At 65.6% G+C, this 18,293-nt stretch carries 13 protein-coding genes; 7 read left to right on the forward strand and 6 right to left on the reverse strand.

Annotation, left to right across the window (positions count from 1 at the left end):
- Window positions 1–105: 105 nt before the first annotated feature.
- A complete protein-coding gene (locus FLQ44_RS05850) occupies window positions 106–2,484 on the forward strand; it encodes a penicillin-binding protein 1A (protein ID WP_147693504.1) in 2,379 nt (792 codons plus the stop codon).
- 162 nt (window positions 2,485–2,646) lie between these two features.
- Here FLQ44_RS05850 and arsC read toward each other — a convergent pair whose 3' ends face one another.
- Complete coding sequence (arsC, locus tag FLQ44_RS05855) at window positions 2,647–2,991, reverse strand: arsenate reductase (glutaredoxin) (RefSeq protein WP_147693505.1); 345 nt, start codon at window positions 2,989–2,991, stop codon at window positions 2,647–2,649.
- 71 nt (window positions 2,992–3,062) lie between these two features.
- Between arsC and FLQ44_RS05860 the strand changes: the two genes are divergently transcribed.
- Window positions 3,063–4,265: a multidrug effflux MFS transporter gene (locus FLQ44_RS05860; RefSeq protein WP_147693506.1), complete on the forward strand. Its 1,203-nt coding sequence runs from the start codon at window positions 3,063–3,065 to the stop codon at window positions 4,263–4,265.
- A 9-nt stretch (window positions 4,266–4,274) separates the two neighbouring features.
- Here the strand turns inward: FLQ44_RS05860 and ybaK are convergent, their stop codons facing one another.
- The 4 genes from ybaK to FLQ44_RS05880 all read right to left on the reverse strand — a co-directional run bounded on the left by ybaK (window position 4,275) and on the right by FLQ44_RS05880 (window position 6,614).
- Window positions 4,275–4,757, reverse strand: coding sequence for a Cys-tRNA(Pro) deacylase (gene ybaK / locus FLQ44_RS05865; protein WP_147693507.1), 483 nt, complete (start codon window positions 4,755–4,757; stop codon window positions 4,275–4,277).
- Between the two features lie 31 nt (window positions 4,758–4,788).
- The gene (gene msrQ, locus FLQ44_RS05870; protein WP_147693508.1) at window positions 4,789–5,415 is read right to left on the reverse strand and encodes a protein-methionine-sulfoxide reductase heme-binding subunit MsrQ; all 627 of its coding nucleotides are present in this window, start codon (window positions 5,413–5,415) and stop codon (window positions 4,789–4,791) included.
- Window positions 5,415–6,323, reverse strand: coding sequence for a protein-methionine-sulfoxide reductase catalytic subunit MsrP (gene msrP / locus FLQ44_RS05875; protein ID WP_147693509.1), 909 nt, complete (start codon window positions 6,321–6,323; stop codon window positions 5,415–5,417). Before msrP ends, msrQ begins: the two co-directional genes overlap by 1 nt.
- Window positions 6,324–6,434: 111 nt before the next feature.
- The gene (locus FLQ44_RS05880; protein ID WP_147693510.1) at window positions 6,435–6,614 is read right to left on the reverse strand and encodes a protein MIGRI; all 180 of its coding nucleotides are present in this window, start codon (window positions 6,612–6,614) and stop codon (window positions 6,435–6,437) included.
- A gap of 181 nt (window positions 6,615–6,795) precedes the next feature.
- Between FLQ44_RS05880 and metX the strand changes: the two genes are divergently transcribed.
- The 3 genes from metX (at window position 6,796) to FLQ44_RS05895 (ending at window position 10,266) form a co-directional block, all read left to right on the forward strand.
- Window positions 6,796–7,938 carry a homoserine O-succinyltransferase MetX gene (gene metX / locus FLQ44_RS05885; RefSeq protein WP_147693511.1) on the forward strand — a complete coding sequence of 381 codons (1,143 nt, stop codon included), beginning with the start codon at window positions 6,796–6,798 and terminating at the stop codon, window positions 7,936–7,938.
- Complete coding sequence (gene metW, locus FLQ44_RS05890) at window positions 7,935–8,531, forward strand: methionine biosynthesis protein MetW (RefSeq protein WP_147693512.1); 597 nt, start codon at window positions 7,935–7,937, stop codon at window positions 8,529–8,531. The genes metX and metW overlap by 4 nt, the downstream gene beginning before the upstream one ends.
- 64 nt (window positions 8,532–8,595) lie before the next feature.
- Window positions 8,596–10,266 carry an AmpG family muropeptide MFS transporter gene (locus FLQ44_RS05895; RefSeq protein WP_147693513.1) on the forward strand — a complete coding sequence of 557 codons (1,671 nt, stop codon included), beginning with the start codon at window positions 8,596–8,598 and terminating at the stop codon, window positions 10,264–10,266.
- Here FLQ44_RS05895 and FLQ44_RS24030 read toward each other — a convergent pair.
- Entirely contained in the window at window positions 10,263–10,409 is a 147-nt protein-coding gene (locus FLQ44_RS24030) for a hypothetical protein (RefSeq protein ID WP_206208703.1), read from the reverse strand. The two genes, FLQ44_RS05895 and FLQ44_RS24030, sit on opposite strands and share 4 nt — an antisense overlap.
- Here FLQ44_RS24030 and FLQ44_RS05900 point away from each other — a divergent pair.
- Together FLQ44_RS05900 and pbpC are read left to right on the forward strand one after the other, a co-directional pair.
- Window positions 10,408–16,092, forward strand: a complete 5,685-nt coding sequence (locus FLQ44_RS05900; protein ID WP_240801193.1) for an alpha-2-macroglobulin family protein — start codon at window positions 10,408–10,410, stop codon at window positions 16,090–16,092. The genes FLQ44_RS24030 and FLQ44_RS05900 overlap by 2 nt on opposite strands.
- Complete coding sequence (gene pbpC / locus FLQ44_RS05905; RefSeq protein WP_147693515.1) at window positions 16,082–18,292, forward strand: penicillin-binding protein 1C; 2,211 nt, start codon at window positions 16,082–16,084, stop codon at window positions 18,290–18,292. The genes FLQ44_RS05900 and pbpC overlap by 11 nt, the downstream gene beginning before the upstream one ends.
- Window position 18,293: the final 1 nt, after the last annotated feature.

The following is an 18,293-nucleotide window of genomic DNA, read 5'->3' on the forward strand; positions in this document are numbered from 1 at the left end:
TCACCAACCTCCTTGTTGCAGTGCACACTAGGGTGCGCGTTTGCGATTCGTCTTAAGGCGCTGCCTTGCGGTTATAATGCGCCATCACTTTTATAGGCTAGAACAATGATGCTCCAGCGCTTCTTTACCGTTACCGCAGGCCTGCTTGCCGGCTTGGCCGTTATTGTAGCGGGCTTGTTGCTGATTGCCGTGGTGATTACCTACCCGCGCTTGCCTAGTCTGGATGTGCTAACCGACTACCGGCCCAAGATGCCGTTGCGTGTTTATTCGGCCGATAACGTCCTGATTGGCGAATTTGGCGAAGAGCGCCGCTCTTTTACCCGTATCCAGGATGTGCCGCAGCACATGAAGCAAGCACTGCTGGCTGCCGAAGACGAACGCTTTTATCAACACGGTGGTATCGATTACCTGGGCGTATTACGTGCGGCGGTAGGCAATATAGTATCCGGTCGCGCGCACTCTGGTGCAAGTACCATCACTATGCAAGTGGCAAAAAATTTCTTCTTATCGAGTGAGCGCACTTTCACGCGTAAATTCAATGAAGCTTTGTTGTCATTCAAAATTGAGCATACTTTATCGAAAGACCAAATCTTAGAACTGTATATCAATCAAATCTATCTCGGCCAACGTGCTTACGGCTTTTCTGCGGCCGCTCAAGCCTACTATGGCAAGCCTTTGGCCAATTTGAGCGTGGCCGAAATGGCCATGCTGGCCGGTTTGCCCAAAGCCCCGTCCAGCTACAATCCTGTTGTTAATCCGGAACGCGCACGCCTGCGCCAGCTGTATGTACTGCGCCGCATGCACGAGCTGCGCTTCATCAGCACGGACGAATACGAGCAGGCCAAGGCCGAACCCATGGTGCTGGCCAAGCCCGCGCTAGAGGCCAGCCTGCCGGCACAGTACATGGCCGAGATGGTGCGCCAGGCGATGTATGGCCGTTATAAAGAGGCGGCGTATACCGAGGGCTACCGTGTTTACACCACGCTGGATAGCAAGCATCAGCAGTGGGCATTCGATTCGCTGCGTGCCGGCCTGATCGACTACGACCGTCGCCAGGCCTATCGTGGCCCCGAGTCGTTTACCGATCTGTCGGCCATTGCACCGGAAGAGCTGGAAGAGGCACTGGACGAATCGCTGGCTGCCATCCGCGACAGTGGCAATATGCAGCCGGCCATCGTGTTGGCCGCCAGCCAGTCCCGTGTGCGTGTCTATCTGCGCGGCGGCAAAAAAGTCGATATCACCGGCAGCGGCCTGAGCTTTGCCCGCTCGGCGCTATCCGAGCGCGTAACGCCGGCGCAGCGCCTGCGCCCTGGGGCGCATGTACGCGTGGTGAAAGACGCCAAGGGTGGCTGGCAGATTACCCAGATGCCGGAGGTGGAAGGCGGTTTTGTGTCGATGGACCCGCGCACCGGCGCCATCCGCTCGCTGGTGGGGGGCTTCGACTTTAACCGCAGCCCGTTCAACCATGTGACGCAATCCATCCGTCAGCCCGGCTCTACTTTTAAACCGTTTGTTTATTCTGCCGCGCTGGACCGGGGCTTTACCCCGTCTACCATGATCAACGATGCACCGATCACGGTAGACCCGCAGACCATCGGCGGCCAGAGCTGGGACCCGAAAAACGACGACGGCCGTTACGCCGGCATGATCACCATGCGCCGTGCGCTGGCGCTGTCCAAAAACCTGGTGTCCATCCGCATCCTGATGTCTATCGGTACCGATTTTGGCCAGCAGTACGTGCAGCGCTTCGGTTTTGATGGCAAGAATATTCCGGCCTACCTGACCATGGCGCTGGGCGCCGGTACCGCGACACCGATGCAGATTGCCGAAGGCTACTCGGTGTTTGCCAACGGTGGCTACCGCACCCGCGCCTACTTTATCGACCGTATCGAAGACGCCGGCGGCCGCGTGCTGGCCCGTACCCTGCCGGCCATTGCCGGGCAGAACGCCCCGCAGGCCATCGACCCGCGCAATGCTTTCATCATCAGCAATATGCTGCGCGACGTGGTGCGCTACGGCACGGCCAACCGCGCCATGGCGCTGGGCCGTAACGATATCGCCGGTAAAACCGGTACCACCAACGATTTCCGCGATGCCTGGTTTGCCGGCTTCAACCCTAATCTGGTGGCCGTTACCTGGGTGGGTTTCGACCAGCCGCGTAGCCTGGGCCGTTACGGCTACGGTGGTACGGCGGCGCTGCCTATCTGGGTCAATTACATGGGTAACGCGCTGAAAGGCGTGCCGGATGTCGAGCTGCCGCCGCCTGCTGGCGTGGTAGTGAAGCCTGGTGCCGGCCTGCGTGGTAACGATGAGTATTATCTGGAAGAATTCCAGCGTACCAACCCGGAGCTGCGCATCAATAACCGTGGCTCGGTACCTGGCGCTGGCCGCAGCACCGAAACCGATGCATCCGAAGCGGGGGCCGAAGAACCTGCCGCTCCGGTACAGGATGCGGTGGAAAATGTGAAAGACCAGCTGTTCTAAAAGGCGGTAAACACACTGGTCTACCAGCAAGAACAATCCCCGGCATGCCGGGGATTTTTTTATCTTATTGAAATGAATAACCTTTTTGAGGCGCCGGGCTGGCGTGTCAGTGCCGGCAGGCCTGCAGGCCAGGCCATGGCGCAAGCGCGCCCCGGCTTTGCCTTATAATACCGATAACAGGTTTTTCGGCGGGCGGCCGATGGCAGCCTTGCTGTCGCTGACCGCCAGCGGGCGCTCTATCAGCTTGGGGTGCGCCAGCATGGCCTGTATCAGATGCTTGTCTTCCAGCGTGACATCGTCCAGGTGCAGGGCGGTGTATTCCTCTTCCTTCTTGCGCATCATGCTGCGCGGGTCGCCCCCCAGCAGGGCAATGATGGCAGCCAGCTCGGTGGCGCTGGGCGGGGTTTTCAGGTACTCGATCACCTCTAGCTGGGCGCCATGCTGCTGTAGCAGCTGCAGGCCCTCGCGGGATTTCGAGCAGCGCGGGTTGTGGTAGTAACGAATCATGATGCTTTCCATGTGCTGCGAGAGTGTCACTTTTATATCGCAGTTTTCTGGGCAAGAAAGTCTTTTTTCACATGTCTGATTCATCAAACCGCCGTTTTGGCGTGCTGGCGCTGATGTTGGCCGCATTGGCATCGCTGGGGCCGTTCTCCATCGATACCTTTTTGCCGGCCATGCACGATATGGGCGCATCGCTGCGCGCATCCCCTATCGAAATGCAGCAGACGCTGTCGATCTACCTGTTTTGCTACGCGGTAATGATGCTGTGGCACGGCGCCATTTCCGACTCGGTAGGCCGCCGCGCGGTGATTCTGGCCTCCACGCTGGTGTTCGCCGTGGCGTCGGTGGGCTGCGCGCTGGCACCCAACCTGGGCACCTTGCTGCTGTTCCGTGGCCTGCAGGGCTTGTGTGGCGGGGCCGGGCTGGTGGTGGGGCGGGCCATTATCCGCGATACCTTCCATGGCCATGATGCGCAGCGCATGATGTCGCAGGTCACCATGCTGTTTTCGCTGTCGCCCGCGGTGGCGCCGCTGGTGGGCGGTTTGCTGTTTGGCGCGCTGGGTTGGCGGTCCATCTTTGTGTTTCTGGCCTTGTTGGGGCTCACGATTTTTGCCGTGTGCTGGCGTGCCATGCCGGAAACCCACCCGGTCGCGGCGCGTACGCCGTTTGCCTGGCGGCAGCTGTTGGCCAACTACCTGGAAGTTGGCCGCAAGCGCGAGTTCCAGCTGCTGGCGCTGGCGGTATCGTGCAATTTTGCCGGCTTTTTTGTGTACATCCCGTCGGCACCGGTGTTTGTCATGCAGCACCTGGGGCTGGGGCATAACGACTTTTTGTGGATGTTCGGGCCCATCGTGTCCGGCATCATGTTTGGCGCGTTTTTGTCCGGCAAGCTGGCGGGGCGGCGCGATACCCGCACCATCGTCAATATCGGCTACACGCTGATGTTTACCGCCACTGCGGCCAACCTGCTGCAGGCTTTCCTGCTGACACCGGCGGTGCCGTGGGCGGTGCTGCCGCTGGCGCTGTACACCACGGGCATGTCGATGTCGGCGCCGTCGATGACGCTGACGCTGATGGACCAGTTTCCGCACCTGCGCGGCACGGTATCGTCGGTACAGGGCTTTGTGCAGACCATGTTTTCCACCCTGCTGGCGGGGGGGATTTCACCGCTGGTGTGGGGCAGCGTGCAAAGCCTGGCGCTGACCATGCTGGTGTTTCTGGTGGCGGGCTTTGTGTTGCGCAGCGCCTACCGCCGCCGTATCCAGCGGCCAGTGTAGCCGCCGCGCTCAGGCGCTGGCGTCTACCAGCACCGGCTGCAGCACGCGCTGCAGCTCGGCGGGCGCCAGACCGATCAGAAAGCCGCGTTTGCCGCCATTGATGTAGATGCGCGGCAGCGCGGCAATGCCGGCGGCCATATACACCGGCATCTTGCTCTTGGTGCCAAACGGGCTGGTGCCGCCCACCTGGTAGCCGCTGTGTTTGTCGGCGGTTTTCGGGTCGCAGGGGGTAATTTTCTTGGCGCCGATCTGCTTGGCCAGCATGCCGGTGGCCACCTCGCAGTCGCCGTGCATCAGCACAATCAGCGGCTTGCGCTGTTCGTCTTCCATCACCAGGGTTTTGATCACCGCGTGCTCGTCTACGCCCAGCTCGCGGGCCGACACGCGGGTGCCGCCTTTTTCTTCGTATTTGTACAGATGCTCGGTGTAGGCCACCTGGTGTTCGCGCAGCATGCGCACGGCCTGGGTGACCGGGGCTTTTTCCTTGGACATGGCTATCGATAGGGCAGGGTAGGACAGGGCGCTATTGTACCTGCCGGCCCAGGGTTGGCCGCAAGCGCCACCACAGGCGCAGGCCCAGCAGCAGCGCCAGCACGGCGGCGTACAGCAGCGGCTCGGTGAGATCGCGCTTCACCAGCCACAGATAGTGGATCACCGCCAGCACCGCCAGCGGGTAGACCAGCCGGTGCAGCTGGCCCCAGCGCCGTTTTAGCCGCCGCAGCCAGCCATCGGTAGAGGTAATGGCCAGCGGTAGCAGCAGGGCAAACGCGGCCATGCCCACGGTAATGAACGGGCGCTTGATAATGTCGTGGCCGATGGCGCCCCAGTCGAACAGCTGGTCCAGCCACAGGTAGATCAGCAGGTGCACGCTGGCGTAAAAAAAGGCGTACAGCCCCAGCATGCGGCGCAGGCGCAGCAGCCAGCCAGGCGCACCCAGGCGGCGTAGCGGGGTGATGGCCAGCCCGGCCAGCAGCAGGTTTAGCGCCCAGCTGCCGCTGTCGCGGGTGAGCGTTTCTACCGGGTTCACCGCCTGGCCGCTGAGGGCTTGCCACAGGCTGGCGGCCAGCGGCAGCAGGCACAGCACGAACAGCAGCGCCTTGATGCGGCCAATCATGGCTGGCGTGGGGTTGGAGAGCAAGGTTGGCCGCATCAGAAGTTTTTCACCAGATCCATGCCGCGGTACAGGCCGGCTACCTGGTCGGCGTAGCCGTTGAATGGCAGCGTCTTGCGTTTAAGGAATTCGCCGATGCGGCGCTCGCTGGCCTGGCTCCAGCGCGGGTGGTCTACCGCCGGGTTCACGTTGGAGTAAAAGCCGTACTCGCTGGGGGCGGCCATATTCCAGCTGGTGGGCGGCTGTTTTTCCAGCAGCGTGATGCGGCTGATGGACTTGATGCTCTTGAAACCGTACTTCCACGGCACCACCAGGCGCACCGGCGCGCCGTTCTGGCCGGGTAACGCCTCGCCGTACAGGCCCACGGCCAGGATGGTGAGCGGGTGCATGGCTTCGTCCATGCGCAAGCCTTCGCGGTACGGCCAGTCCAGCACGCGGCGCGCCACGCCGGGCATTTCGCCCGGGCGCAGGGCGGTTTCGAACGCCACGTATTTGGCGCGGCTGGTAGGGTCCACCTGTTTCAGCAAGCTGGCCAGCGGGAAGCCCACCCACGGTATCACCATGCTCCAGCCTTCCACACAGCGCAGGCGGTAAATGCGCTCTTCCAGCGGAAACTTCAGTAGCTCCTCGATGCTGAAGCTGCGCGGCTTGCCCGCTTCGCCGCCCACGGCCACCGCCCATGGCCGGGTTTTCAGGCGCCCGGCGTACTGCGCCGGCTCGTCTTTGCCGGTGCCAAACTCGTAATAGTTGTTGTAGCTGGTGATGTCCTGGCGGCTATTGGGCTTTTCCGTAGTGGAATAGCCACTTTTGCTGGCCGGCAGCGCCGCAATGGACGCCACCGGCAGCAGCAGGCCCGCGCTGCCCAGCATGAACTGGCGGCGGTTCAGGTACACACTGTGCGGGGTAATCTCGGATGGCAGGATATCGGTGGCGCGGCGTATCAGCATGGCGTGGGCTCCGGAGGGTATCGACAGTCAGTCGTTTGGCAGCCGGCTTTCTGACAGGCCCGTGGCAGAAAAATTCTCGGGCGGCCGGTGGCCCCTGTGCCCAGCATGCGCCTACAGGCGGATACCCGCTAGTGCCAGGCCCAGAAACAGCACCCCGCTCACCAGCAGGGCAATGGCCAGGGTATGGATAAACTCGTGCACAGTGGCGCGTTGCCGGCGGTTCAGCAGCCAGCGCACCACCATCACCAGCACCAGGCACAGCAGGGCCAGACGAAACAGGCGACCTATCATCAAAAGCATCCATCAGCAGGGAGGGCACGATTATTGGCAGCGACAGGACAGGTGCGCAAGCCAGCGATGCCTATATAATCGCAGCATTGCCCGGGAGAAGCCTTGAAAAAGGGGCGGCAGAGCCGCAAAGGCCACCTGTAGCCACGCTACCCGCCCCTGGCCGACTATCAAAGAGACAACCATGTCCAGTAACGCATCCTCTGTCGGTATTGTCAGCGCACAACGCGCGCTGTTCGACACACCCCTGCCGCTTGCCGGCGGTACGGTGCTACCCAGCTACGAGCTGGTATTTGAAACCTACGGCCAGCTGAACGCCGCAGGCAGTAACGCCATCCTGATCTGCCACGCGCTGTCCGGCCACCACCATGTGGCAGGCCGCTATAGCGAAGACGATAAAGCTGCCGGCTGGTGGGACAATATGATCGGCCCTGGCAAGCCCATCGATACCAACCGCTTCTTTGTGGTGGGGCTGAACAACCTGGGCGGCTGCCACGGCAGTACCGGCCCGTCCAGTCTCGACCCGGCCAGCGGCCAACCCTGGGGCTCGCGCTTTCCGGTGGTCACCGTGCCCGACTGGGTCACGGCGCAAGCCCGCCTGGCCGACCGCCTGGGCGTGGAACGCTGGGCGGCGGTGATTGGCGGCAGCCTGGGTGGCATGCAGGCGCTGCAGTGGGCGATCGACTACCCCGACCGCGTGGCCAACGCGCTGGTGATTGCCTCTGCGCCCAAGCTGTCGGCGCAGAACATCGCCTTTAACGACGTGGCGCGCCAGGCCATCATTACCGACCCCGATTTCTGCGGCGGCGATTTTTACGCCCAGGGCACCATCCCGCGCCGCGGCCTGCGCCTGGCGCGCATGCTGGGCCACATTACCTATCTGTCCGACGACGGCATGGGCGAGAAATTCGGCCGCATGCTGCGCTCGGGCGAGTACAAGTTCGGCTACGACGTGGAGTTCGAGATCGAGAGCTACCTGCGCTATCAGGGCGACAAGTTCTCCGACTACTTTGACGCCAACACCTACCTGCTGATGACCAAGGCGCTGGACTACTTCGACCCGGCCAAAGACTACGGCGGCGACCTGGTGGCCGCACTGCAGCGCGCTACCGCCAGCTTCATGGTGGCCAGCTTTACCAGCGACTGGCGCTTCTCGCCCGAGCGCTCGCGCGAAACGGTGAAGGCGCTGATCGCCGCCGGCAAGCGCGTGGCCTACGCCGAAATCGAATCCGTACACGGCCACGACGCCTTCCTGATGACCGACGAACCCTATATGAACCTGATGCGTGCCTACCTGCAGCGCGTGGCGAAGGAGGTGGCAGCATGAGCGCCCCCGCCAGCCTGCGCCCCGACCTGCAAATGATCGCCGACTGGGTCACGCCGCGTAGCAGCGTGCTCGACCTGGGCTGCGGCGAAGGCGACCTGCTGGCCTGGCTGCAGGCCCATAAACAGGTATCCGCCTACGGTGTGGATTTCGACGTGAACAACGTGGTGCGCTGTGTCGCGGCCAACGTTAACGCCATCCAGGGTGACCTGGAGGCCGGCCTGGCCGAGTTCGAAGACCAGCGTTTCGACCACGTGGTGCTGTCGCAAACCATCCAGGCCATGCATAACACCGAGCAGATTTTGCTGGAGATGCTGCGCGTTGGCCGCGAAGCCATCGTCACCTTCCCCAACTTTGGCTACTGGGAAAACCGCTGGCAGATTCTGAAAGGCCGCATGCCGGTGTCCGACGACATGCCCTACCAGTGGTACAACACCCCCAACATCCACTGGTGCATGCTGGGCGACTTTGACGCGCTGTGCGCCAAGAACGGCCTGCGCGTGGTAGAGCGGGTGGTGATGACCGGCGGGCGGCGTGTACACTTCCTGCCCAATCTGCGCGGCAGCCTGGCGTTTTACCGCGTGACGCGCGGCTAAGGCCGCAGCAGCCATGGCGCTTCGGCGCCATTTTTTATCGATAACAACAAAACGGGAGGCGCGCATGCGCGATATCCGGCAGCAGGGCGCATGGCGCATGCTGATGATCTGGGTGCTGGGCTTTGCCAGCGGTTTGCCGCTGGCGCTGTCCGGCACCGCCATGCAGGCCTGGCTCACGCTGGACGGTATCGACGTGGCCACCATCGGTTTTCTGAGCCTGGTGGGCCTGCCGTATACCTTCAAGTTTCTGTGGGCGCCGCTGATGGACCGCTTCGAGCCACCGTGGCTGGGCCGCCGTCGCGGCTGGCTGGTGCTCACCCAGCTGGGGCTGGCTGCCGTGCTGCTGGCCATGTCTGGCATGCAGCCGGCCAGTGATGTACAGGGCTTTGCGCTGCTGGCGGTGCTGCTGTCTTTCCTGTCGGCGTCGCAAGACGTGGTGATCGACGCCTACCGTACCGATGTGGTGCAGCCGGCCGAGCGCGGCCTGGCGTCATCGCTGGGTGTGTTCGGCTACCGCCTGGCCATGGTGCTGTCCGGTGGTATTGCCATGGTGTGGGCCGACCCGCTTAATGGCAACGGCTGGAACTGGGGTACCGTGTATCAGGTGATGGCCGGCATCATGTTGGCCGCAGCGGCCATCTCGCTGCTCTTGGTGCCGCCGGTACCCAAAGACAATGTGGCGCCGGTAAGCGACGCGCGCAACGACCTGAAAGGCTTTGCCGCCGTGCTGCTGGCGGTGGTCATTGGCTACCAGTTCACCACCCACGTGGCCGCCCCGCTGGCCGAGCGCGTGGTGGCGCCGTTCTACCCCGTGGTGGCCGAGGCGCCAGCCAGCCCTGCGGCCAACCCTGTGCCGGTAGCCAGTACGGTGCTTGCCAAACCGGCAGAGGCAAGCAAACCTGCAGCTGGCAATGCCGACAAGAAGGCTCACCCCAACCAGAAGAAGTGGGTGGATCTGCTATCCCTGCTAATGGGCATGGCCTTTACCCTGCCGCTGGCGTGGTGGGCGGCGCAGAAGGCCAGGTTTGATACGCTGAACCGCTCGCTGGGCAACTATTTCAGCATGGAAGCCGCCGGGGCGTTTCTGGCGCTGATCATCCTGTACAAGCTGGGCGACGCCTTTGCCGGGGCGCTCACCACTACCTTTTTGCTGAAAGGTGTGGGCTTTGCCCAGGCCGAGATCGGCGTGGTGAATAAGGTGATCGGCATCTGGCTCACCATCGTCGGCGCGCTGGCCGGCGGCGCGCTGATGCTGCGCCTGGGCCTGTACCGCTCGCTGATGGCCTTTGGCGTGCTGCAGCTGCTGTCCAACCTGGGCTTCTGGCTGGTGGCCGTGTCGGGCAAAGGCGCGTGGGGCAGCTTTACCTTGCCCGCTTTCGACTGGCTGATCGTGGCGCTGAAAGACAGCAGCGATGTGGATTACCTGCTGCTGTTTGCCGTGGCGGTGGAAAACCTGTCCAGCGGCATGGGCACTGCGGCCTTTGTGGCCTTCCTGATGGCGCTGTGCAACCAGAAATTTACCGCCACCCAGTTCGCGCTGCTGTCGGCCTTTGCCGCGGTTGGCCGCGTGTGGGTGGGGCCGCTGTCTGGCGTGCTTACCGAAAGCGTGGGCTGGCCGGCGTTCTTTTTGTTTTCTACCGCCGCAGCGGTGCCGGGCCTGCTGATGCTGGCGCGGCTGAAGGCGCGGGTGCAGGCGCTGGACGTGCCCAAGGGGCCGGTGGCGCTGGACGATTAGCGGGCCTGCCGGGGCAAGCGTGACACCCTGCCGCCTTCGGGCGGCATTTTCTTGCTCGCCAGCACGCTTTCATTTATCGAAATATCACATGCCGGGTGAATGTCGGGGATAATGGCGGCCTGCTTTTTACGGGCCTCCACCATGAAAACCCTGCTTGCCGGCATACTGCTGCTGGCCCCCTTGTTTAGCCACGCCGCAGGCGTAGCCACGTTCAGCCCGCAGGGCGAGGTGAAGGCGCCGCAACAGGTGCGCATCAGCTTCAGCACCCCCATGGTGCGGCTGGGCGACAGCCAGGCCGCCGCGCCGCTGCAGTGGGATTGCCGGCTGGACGGCAGCGGCCACTGGGTGGACGACAAGAGCTGGGTGCTGGACCTGCGCACGGTGCCGGCGGCCGATACCCGCTGCCGTTTCAGCCTCAAAAGCGGGCTGAAAGATGTGCAGGGCGTGGCGCTGGCGGCGGCCAGCTACCAGTTTGCCACCGGCGCGCCCAGCATCGTGCAGAGTTGGCCGCAAGACGGCGAGCGCATCGAGGAAGACCAGGCCTTTGTGCTGCGCCTGAACGCCCGCCGCAGCAGCCTGCCCGGCCTGTACTGCCAGAGCTCGGCGCTGGCCGAACGCCTGCCCTTGCAGCCGCTGCCCGCCGCCGAGCGCCAGCGCCTGCTGCAACACCTGAAGCTGGAAAAAGACGCCGCCAGCGTGCTGACCGTGCGTTGCGGCCAACGTTTGTCAGCAGACAGCAAGGTATCGCTGCACAACCCGCGCCCCGGCGAGGCCGAGCGGCTGGATTTCCGCGTGCGCCCGCCGTTTAGCGCCACCCTCAGCTGCACCCGTGACAACGCACGCGGTGCCTGCATCCCGTTCAAACCCATCAGCCTGGTGTTCAGCTCGCCGGTGCCAGCCGCACAGGCCGCCGCCATCCGCCTGCAAGGCGAGGGCGAGGCCAACGCCCGTACCCCGCAGCTGGATGGGCAGCGCGGCGAGCCGGTAGACAGCATCCAGTTCAAGCCGCCGTTTACCCCGCTGCAGACGCTGCAGTTGCAGCTGCCCGACGGCCTGGTGGACGAGGTTGGCCGCAAGCTGGTGAACGCCGCCAAGTTTCCGCTGGCCGTACGTATTGGCGATTTTCCGCCGCTGGCCAAGTTTGCCGCCGCGCCGTTCGGCATTATCGAAGCCGGCAGCGACGCCAGCCTGCCGGTAACGCTGCGCGGCGTGGAAGCCGGGCTGCCGCTGCGCAGCGTGTCGCTAACCGGCCAGGGCGTGCTGGCGCGTGACGACCGCAACATGATGCGCTGGCTGGGCAAGGTGCTGCGCTACCACGAAAGCACGCTGCCGCAAGGCAAGGGCAAAGAGGTGGAAAGCCGCCGCCTGTCGCTGCTGAAAAAACTGCCGCAGGCGCGCAAGCTGCCGCTACCCGCACAGCCGGACGCCAAGGGGCGCTGGCCGTTTGAGGTGGTAGGCATACCGCTGCCGCAGCGCGGCCTGCACGTGGTGGAAATCGAATCGCGCCTGCTGGGCCGCGCGCTGCTGGGCAGCAAGGCGCCGATGTACGTGCGTAGCGCGGCGCTGGTGACCAACCTCGCGGTGCACCTGAAGCGCTCGCCGGAAAACGCTGCGGTGTGGGTCACCTCGCTGGACCGCGCCGTGCCGCAAGCAGACGCGCTGGTGAGCGTGTACGACTGCCGCGAAACCCTGCTGTGGCAGGGCCGCACCGGCAAGGACGGCGTGGCGCGCATCGCCAAACCGCTGCCGGAGGCGCAGTGCGACGGGCCGGAAAGCCTGGAGGGCCTGTTTGTTACCGCCCGCCTGAAAATGGCCAACGGCAGCGAGGACGTGTCCTTTGTGCGCAGCGGCTGGAACCGCGGCATCGAAAGCTGGCGCTTTCCCTTCCCCACCAGCAGCGGCGAGCAGCCAGCGGTGGTAGCGCACAGCATTCTGGACCGCAGCCTGCTGCGTGCCGGCGAAACGGTGTCGATGAAGCACCTGCTGCGGGTGCAGAACAGCCGCGGCCTGGCGCTGCTGAAAGCCGGCGAGCTGCCGGAAAGCGTGCGCATCAAGCACGACGCCAGCGACGACGAATTCGTGCTGCCGTTGCAATGGCGCCGTGGCCGCTACGCCGACACCACGTTTACCCTGCCCAAGGAAGCCAAGCTGGGCGAATACAGCATTTATCTGCTGCGTAAAGGCAGCCGCAGCAGTGGCGACGCGCAGCCGGCCTCGCTGGCGCTGGACGGCTACGAGCTGTACAGCGGTAACTTCCGCGTGGAAGCGTTCCGCCTGCCGGTGATGCGCGGGCGCATCGGCTACCCGGCTAGTGCCGGTATCGCCGCCGAGCGCTTGCCGCTAAGCGTGAACCTGGCTTGGGGCAACGGCGGCGCAGCGCGCAACTGGCCGCTGCAAGTGAGCGCCATGCTGCAAGCGCGCTACGAGCAGCCGCGCGGCTACGACGGCTTCAGCTTCAACCCGCCGCAGGCCGGCGACGAGGACGATGAGGCCGATAGCAGCAGCCGGCTGGATGGCAAGGTGGTGCTGGATAAAGCCCCGCTGCAGCTGGACGCCAACGGCAACGGCAAGCTGGCCATCGACAAGCTGCCCGCGCTGGACCGGCCGTACTGGCTGCTGGCCGAAGCCAGCCTGCGCGACCCGTCCGGCGAAACGCAGACCCTGTCGCGCATGGTGCCGCTATGGCCGGCGGCGCTGCAGGTAGGCGTGGCGGTGGACGACTGGGTATCGGTAGGGCGCACGCTCAATGTCAAAACCGTGGTGCTGGATACGCTGGGCAAGCCGCAAGTTGGCCGCAAGGTCACGCTGCGCCTGGCCAGCCACCATTACCTGTCCAGCCGCAAACGGCTGGTGGGTGGCTTCTACGCCTGGGAGCACAGCCACGAGCGTAGCGACGAGGGCAAGCTGTGCAGCGGCACCACCGACGCCAGCGGCCTGCTGCTGTGCGAGCTGTCGCCCAAAGAAGAAGGCAATCTGGAAGTGATTGCCGAGGTAGAAGACGACAAAGGCCACACCGCGCGCGCGGCGCAGCAGGTGTGGGTAAGCCGCCACGACGAGGTGTGGTTCGACGTGGCCGACAACGACCGTATCGACCTGCTGCCCGAGCAGCGCAGCTACAACCCCGGCGATACCGCGCGCTTCCAGGTGCGCATGCCGTTCCGCAAGGCCACCGTGTGGCTGGCCATCGAGCGCGAAGGCATCATCGACACCCGCGTGCTGCAGCTGGAAGGCAAGTCGCCGGTGGTGGAGCTGAAAGTGGGCGAGGGCTGGGGGCCGAACGTGTACGTGTCGGTGCTGGCGGTGCGCGGCCGCGTGCGCGACGTGCCGTGGTATTCGTTCTTTAGCTGGGGCTGGAAAACGCCAGCCGAGTGGTGGGATGCCTACTGGCACGAAGGCAGCGACTACACGCCGCCGTCCAGCATGGTGGACCTGTCGCGGCCGGCGTTCAAATACGGCGTGGCCGAGATCGAGGTAGGCGACAAAGCGCGCCGCCTGCAGGTCACGGTAACGCCGCAGCGCACGCGCTACGGCATACGCGACACGGTGCCGGTGCGCATCCAGGTACGCATGCCGGACGGCAAACCGGCACCCGCCGGTACCGAGGTCGCCTTTGCCGCGGTGGACGAAGCGCTGCTGCGCTTGCAGCCCAATAACAGCTGGCAGCTGATGGAAGCCATGTACCAGCGCCGCAGCTATGGCGTAGACACCGCCACCGCGCAGCTGGAGGTGGTAGGCAAGCGCCACTACGGCCGCAAGGCGCTGCCGCCGGGCGGCGGCGGTGGCCAGGCACCCACGCGCGAGCTGCTGGATACGCTGCTGCTATGGCGGCCATCTGTGGTGCTGGACGCCAACGGTGCGGCCAACCTTAACGTGCCGCTGAACGACGCGCTCACCCGCTTCCGCCTGGTGGCCGTGGCCGACGTGGGCAGCCATTTCTTTGGCACCGGCCAGGCCGACGTGGACGTGGTGCAAGACGTGCAGATCAGCAGTGGCCTGCCAGCACTGGTGCGTGAGGGCGACCAGCTGGCCGCCACCGTCACCGTGCGCAATGGCAGCGATAAGGCGCTGACGCTGGACGTGGCCGCCACGGCCGGTAGCCAGAAGCTGGCCGCGCAGCGTATCAGCCTGCCAGCGGGCGAGGCGCGCGAGATCAGTTGGCCGTATACCGTCCCCACCGGCCTGGCCACACTGGACTGGGCTATCAGCGCCCAGGCCGTGGGCGGCAAGGGTAGCGACCGCCTGGCCGTGCAGCAGCAGGTGGCACCAGCGGTACCGGTCACGGTGGAGCAGGGCACGCTGCTGCGGCTGGACACCGCGCAACAGCTGCCGGTGGGCCTGCCCGCCGGCGCGCTGCCGGGGCGCGGCGGGATCAGCGTGAGCCTGCAATCGCGCCTGGGCAGCAGCCTGCCGGCGGTGCAGCGCTGGTTCGAGCAATACCCGTACAGCTGCCTGGAACAGCGCGCCTCGCGCGCGCTGGGCACGGCCAATGCCGCGCAGTGGGACGCACTGGGCAAGGAGCTGCCGCTGTACCTGGATAGCGATGGTCTGGCGGCGTACTTCCCGTTATCGGAAGGCAGCGGGCCGTGGGGCAGTGACGTACTTACCGCCTATCTGCTGCAAGTCAGCCAGCAGGCCGGGCAAGCGCTGCCGGAAGGCCCGCGCCAGCGCATGCTGGCCGGCCTGGCCGCCTTTGTGGAAGGCCGCCTGCAGCGCCCGCTGCCACTGGCCAGCCAGCACCGCGATGCCCGTTTGCTCTCCGCCATGCTGGCGCTGGCCTACCACGGCAAACTACAGCCGGCCATGCTGGAGGTACTGGACGGCCAGGCCCAGCGCTACAGCACCGCCATGCTGATCGACTGGCTGGAACTGCTGCAGCGCACGCCGGCCGCGGCCAACCGTACCGCCGCCATGGCGCAGGCCGGCCAGCTGTTGCGCAGCCGCCTTAGCTATCAGGGCACGCGGCTGGTGTTCAGCAGCGAGGCCGACGACAACGCTTGGTGGCTGATGGGCAGCGCCAACCAGAACGCCGCCCGCCTGCTGCTGCTGGCCAGCACCCTGCCAGACTGGCAGGCCGACGTACCGCGCCTGCTTACCGGCCTGTTGGCGCGGCAGCAGCGCGGCCACTGGCAGGGCACCACGGCCAACCTGTGGGGCAGCCTGGCGGTAGCGCAGTTCTCGCGCCAGTACGAAAGCGTGCCGGTCAGCGGCAGCAGCAGCGTAGCGTTGGGCAGCCAGCAGGCTAGCGCCAGCCCGGCCGATACCTCGCAGCGCCTGCCGCTCTTGCCGTGGCCCGCCGGTGGCAAGGGCACGCTCACGCTTGCGCACCAGGGCAGCGGCGCGCCGTGGGCCACGGTAGAAGCGTTGGCCGCGGTGAAGTTCAGCGGCCAGCGCAGCGCCGGCTACCGCATCAGCAAGACGCTGACGCCGGTTAGCCAGCAAGTGTCCGGCGAGTACCGCCCTGGCGATGTGATGAAAGTCACGCTGCAGATCGACGCCCAGGCCGATATGGGCTGGGTGGTAGTGGACGACCCGATTCCGGCCGGTGCCAGCATTCTGGGCAGCGGGCTGGGCAACGACTCGGCCATCGCCGTGGCGCAGGCGCGCGAGCGCGGCAACGGCTGGGCCGACTATATCGAGCGCCTGCCGGGCAACTACCGCGCCTACTACCGCTACCTGCCGCGCGGCGCGCTTACGGTGGAATACACGGTACGGCTGAACACCACCGGCCGCTTCCAGCTGCCGCCCACGCGGGTAGAAGCCATGTACGCGCCGGGCGTGTACGGCATGCTGGCCAATGCACCGTTCGAGGTAGCGCGTGCGCGCTAGCTGGCAGGCCGTGCTGTGGCTGGCAGGGTTGGCCGCAGCACAGCCGGTAGCGGCCAACCCCGGTTTTGCCCAGGTGCGCGCCGCGTGGCGGCCGTCGGACGTGATCCTGCAAGACCGCCACGGTGCGCCGCTGCAGCGCGTACGGCAGGACAAACGCGCGCTGCGGCTAGACTGGCTGCCGCTGGCCGATACCTCGGCGCCGCTGCGCTACGCGCTGCTGTTGTCGGAAGATCGCCGCTTTTACGAGCACAGCGGTGTGGACTGGTCCGGCGTGGCTGCCGCCGCCTGGGGCAACCTGTGGCATAGCCGTACCCGTGGCGCGTCTACCCTTACCATGCAGCTGGCCGGCCTGCTGGACGCCGACCTGAAAGCCGGCAGCGGCGGGCGCAGCCTGTGGCAAAAGCTGGGCCAGACCTGGTCGGCCAGCGCGCTGGAAAAACAATGGCGCAAGGACGAGATTCTGGAGGCCTACCTGAACCTGGTGAGCTTTCGCGGCGAGCTGGTGGGGCTACCGGCGGTGTCGCGCGCGCTGTTCGGCAAATGGCCGCAGGGGCTGAACCGGCAGGAGTCGGCCATCATCGTGGCGCTGCTACGCGGCCCCAATGCAGGTCCTGATCGCGTGGCCGCCCGCGCCTGCGGCATCCTGCGCGACATGGCGCTGGACACTGCCCGCCAGCAGCGCCGCCCGCCGCCAGATGGCGCCACACTGCAGCGTGACTGTGACCGCACCAGCATCCAGACGCGCCAAGTGCTGGCCCGCCGCCTGCCGGTGGTAGACGCACAGGCACAGCTGGCGCCGCACTTTGCACAAAAACTATTGCAACAGCAGCCGCAGCCCGCGGGCAGCGTACTGCGCACCACGCTGGATGCGCCATTGCAGCGCCACGCCAGCGCCCTGCTGCAGCGCCACCTGCTGGCCCTGGCGCAACGCCATGTGCAGGACGGCGCCTTGCTGGTGCTGGACAACGCCAGCGGCGACATTCTGGCCTGGGTGGGCTCCAGCGGGCGCTTGTCCGCTGCGGCCAACGTGGATGGCGTGACCGCCTTGCGCCAGGCAGGCTCCACGCTCAAGCCTTTTCTGTACCAGCTGGCGCTGCAGCAGCACTACCTGACGGCGGCCAGCCTGCTGGACGATAGCCCGCTAGACCTGCAAACCGCCGCCGGCCTGTACGCGCCGCAAAACTACGCCCGCGATTTCAAAGGCCCGGTATCGGTGCGCAGCGCGCTGGGGGCTTCGCTCAATATCCCCGCCGTGCGCACCATCACCATGGTCGGCCCCACTGCGCTGCGCGACCGCCTGTACGCGCTGGGGCTGCGCAGCCTGCAACAGGACGGCGACTACTACGGCTACAGCCTGGCGCTGGGCGCGGCCGATGTGCGGCTGATCGAGCTGGCCAATGCCTACCGCACGCTGGCGCAGGGTGGGCAGTACAGCGCGCCGCGCTGGCTGCTGGCACAGCCGCCCGCCGCGCCGCAGCGCAAGCTGGACGCGGCGTCCAGCTTCATCGTCAGCGACATGCTGGCCGACCGCAGCGCGCGGGCGCGTACCTTCGGGCTGGAAAGCGTGCTGTCCACGCCGTACTGGAGCGCGGTGAAAACCGGCACCAGCAAAGACATGCGCGACAACTGGGCCATCGGCTACAGCCGCCACTACACGGTGGCGGTGTGGGTGGGTAACGCCAGCGGCGAGCCGATGTGGGATGTGTCCGGCATGCACGGTGCGGCGCCGGTATGGCAGGGGGTGATGAACTGGCTGCAGCGTGGCCGGCCGTCGCTACCGCCGGTGCCACCTGCCGGGGTGAGCCAGCGCCAAGTGCGCTACGCCGCGGGCGAGGAAGCCGCACGGCAGGAGTACTTTCTGGCGGGGACCGAACGCACGCTGATTACCGGCCAGCCACGCGGCAGTGCGCAGCCGGCCGGTATCGTGTCGCCTCTGGGCGGTAGCCTTTACGCTATCGACCCCGATATTCCACCGGCCAACCAGCGCCTGCTGCTACAGGCGCGCGGCGTGGTGGCGGCGCAGTGGTGGCTGGACGGCCGCCTGCTGGGGCGCGGCGCACGGCTGCCGTGGTTCCCGTGGCCAGGCCGCCACGTGCTGGAGCTGCGCGACGGGCGCGGCAAGGTGGTAGAGCGGGTGCGCTTCGAGGTACGCGGCGCGGTAGCCAAGCCGGGCACGCAGCGCCCGGCCAGCTTCCATTAGC

Origin of the sequence: Vogesella mureinivorans, assembly GCF_007644035.1 — a bacterium.
Lineage (GTDB): Bacteria > Pseudomonadota > Gammaproteobacteria > Burkholderiales > Chromobacteriaceae > Vogesella > Vogesella mureinivorans.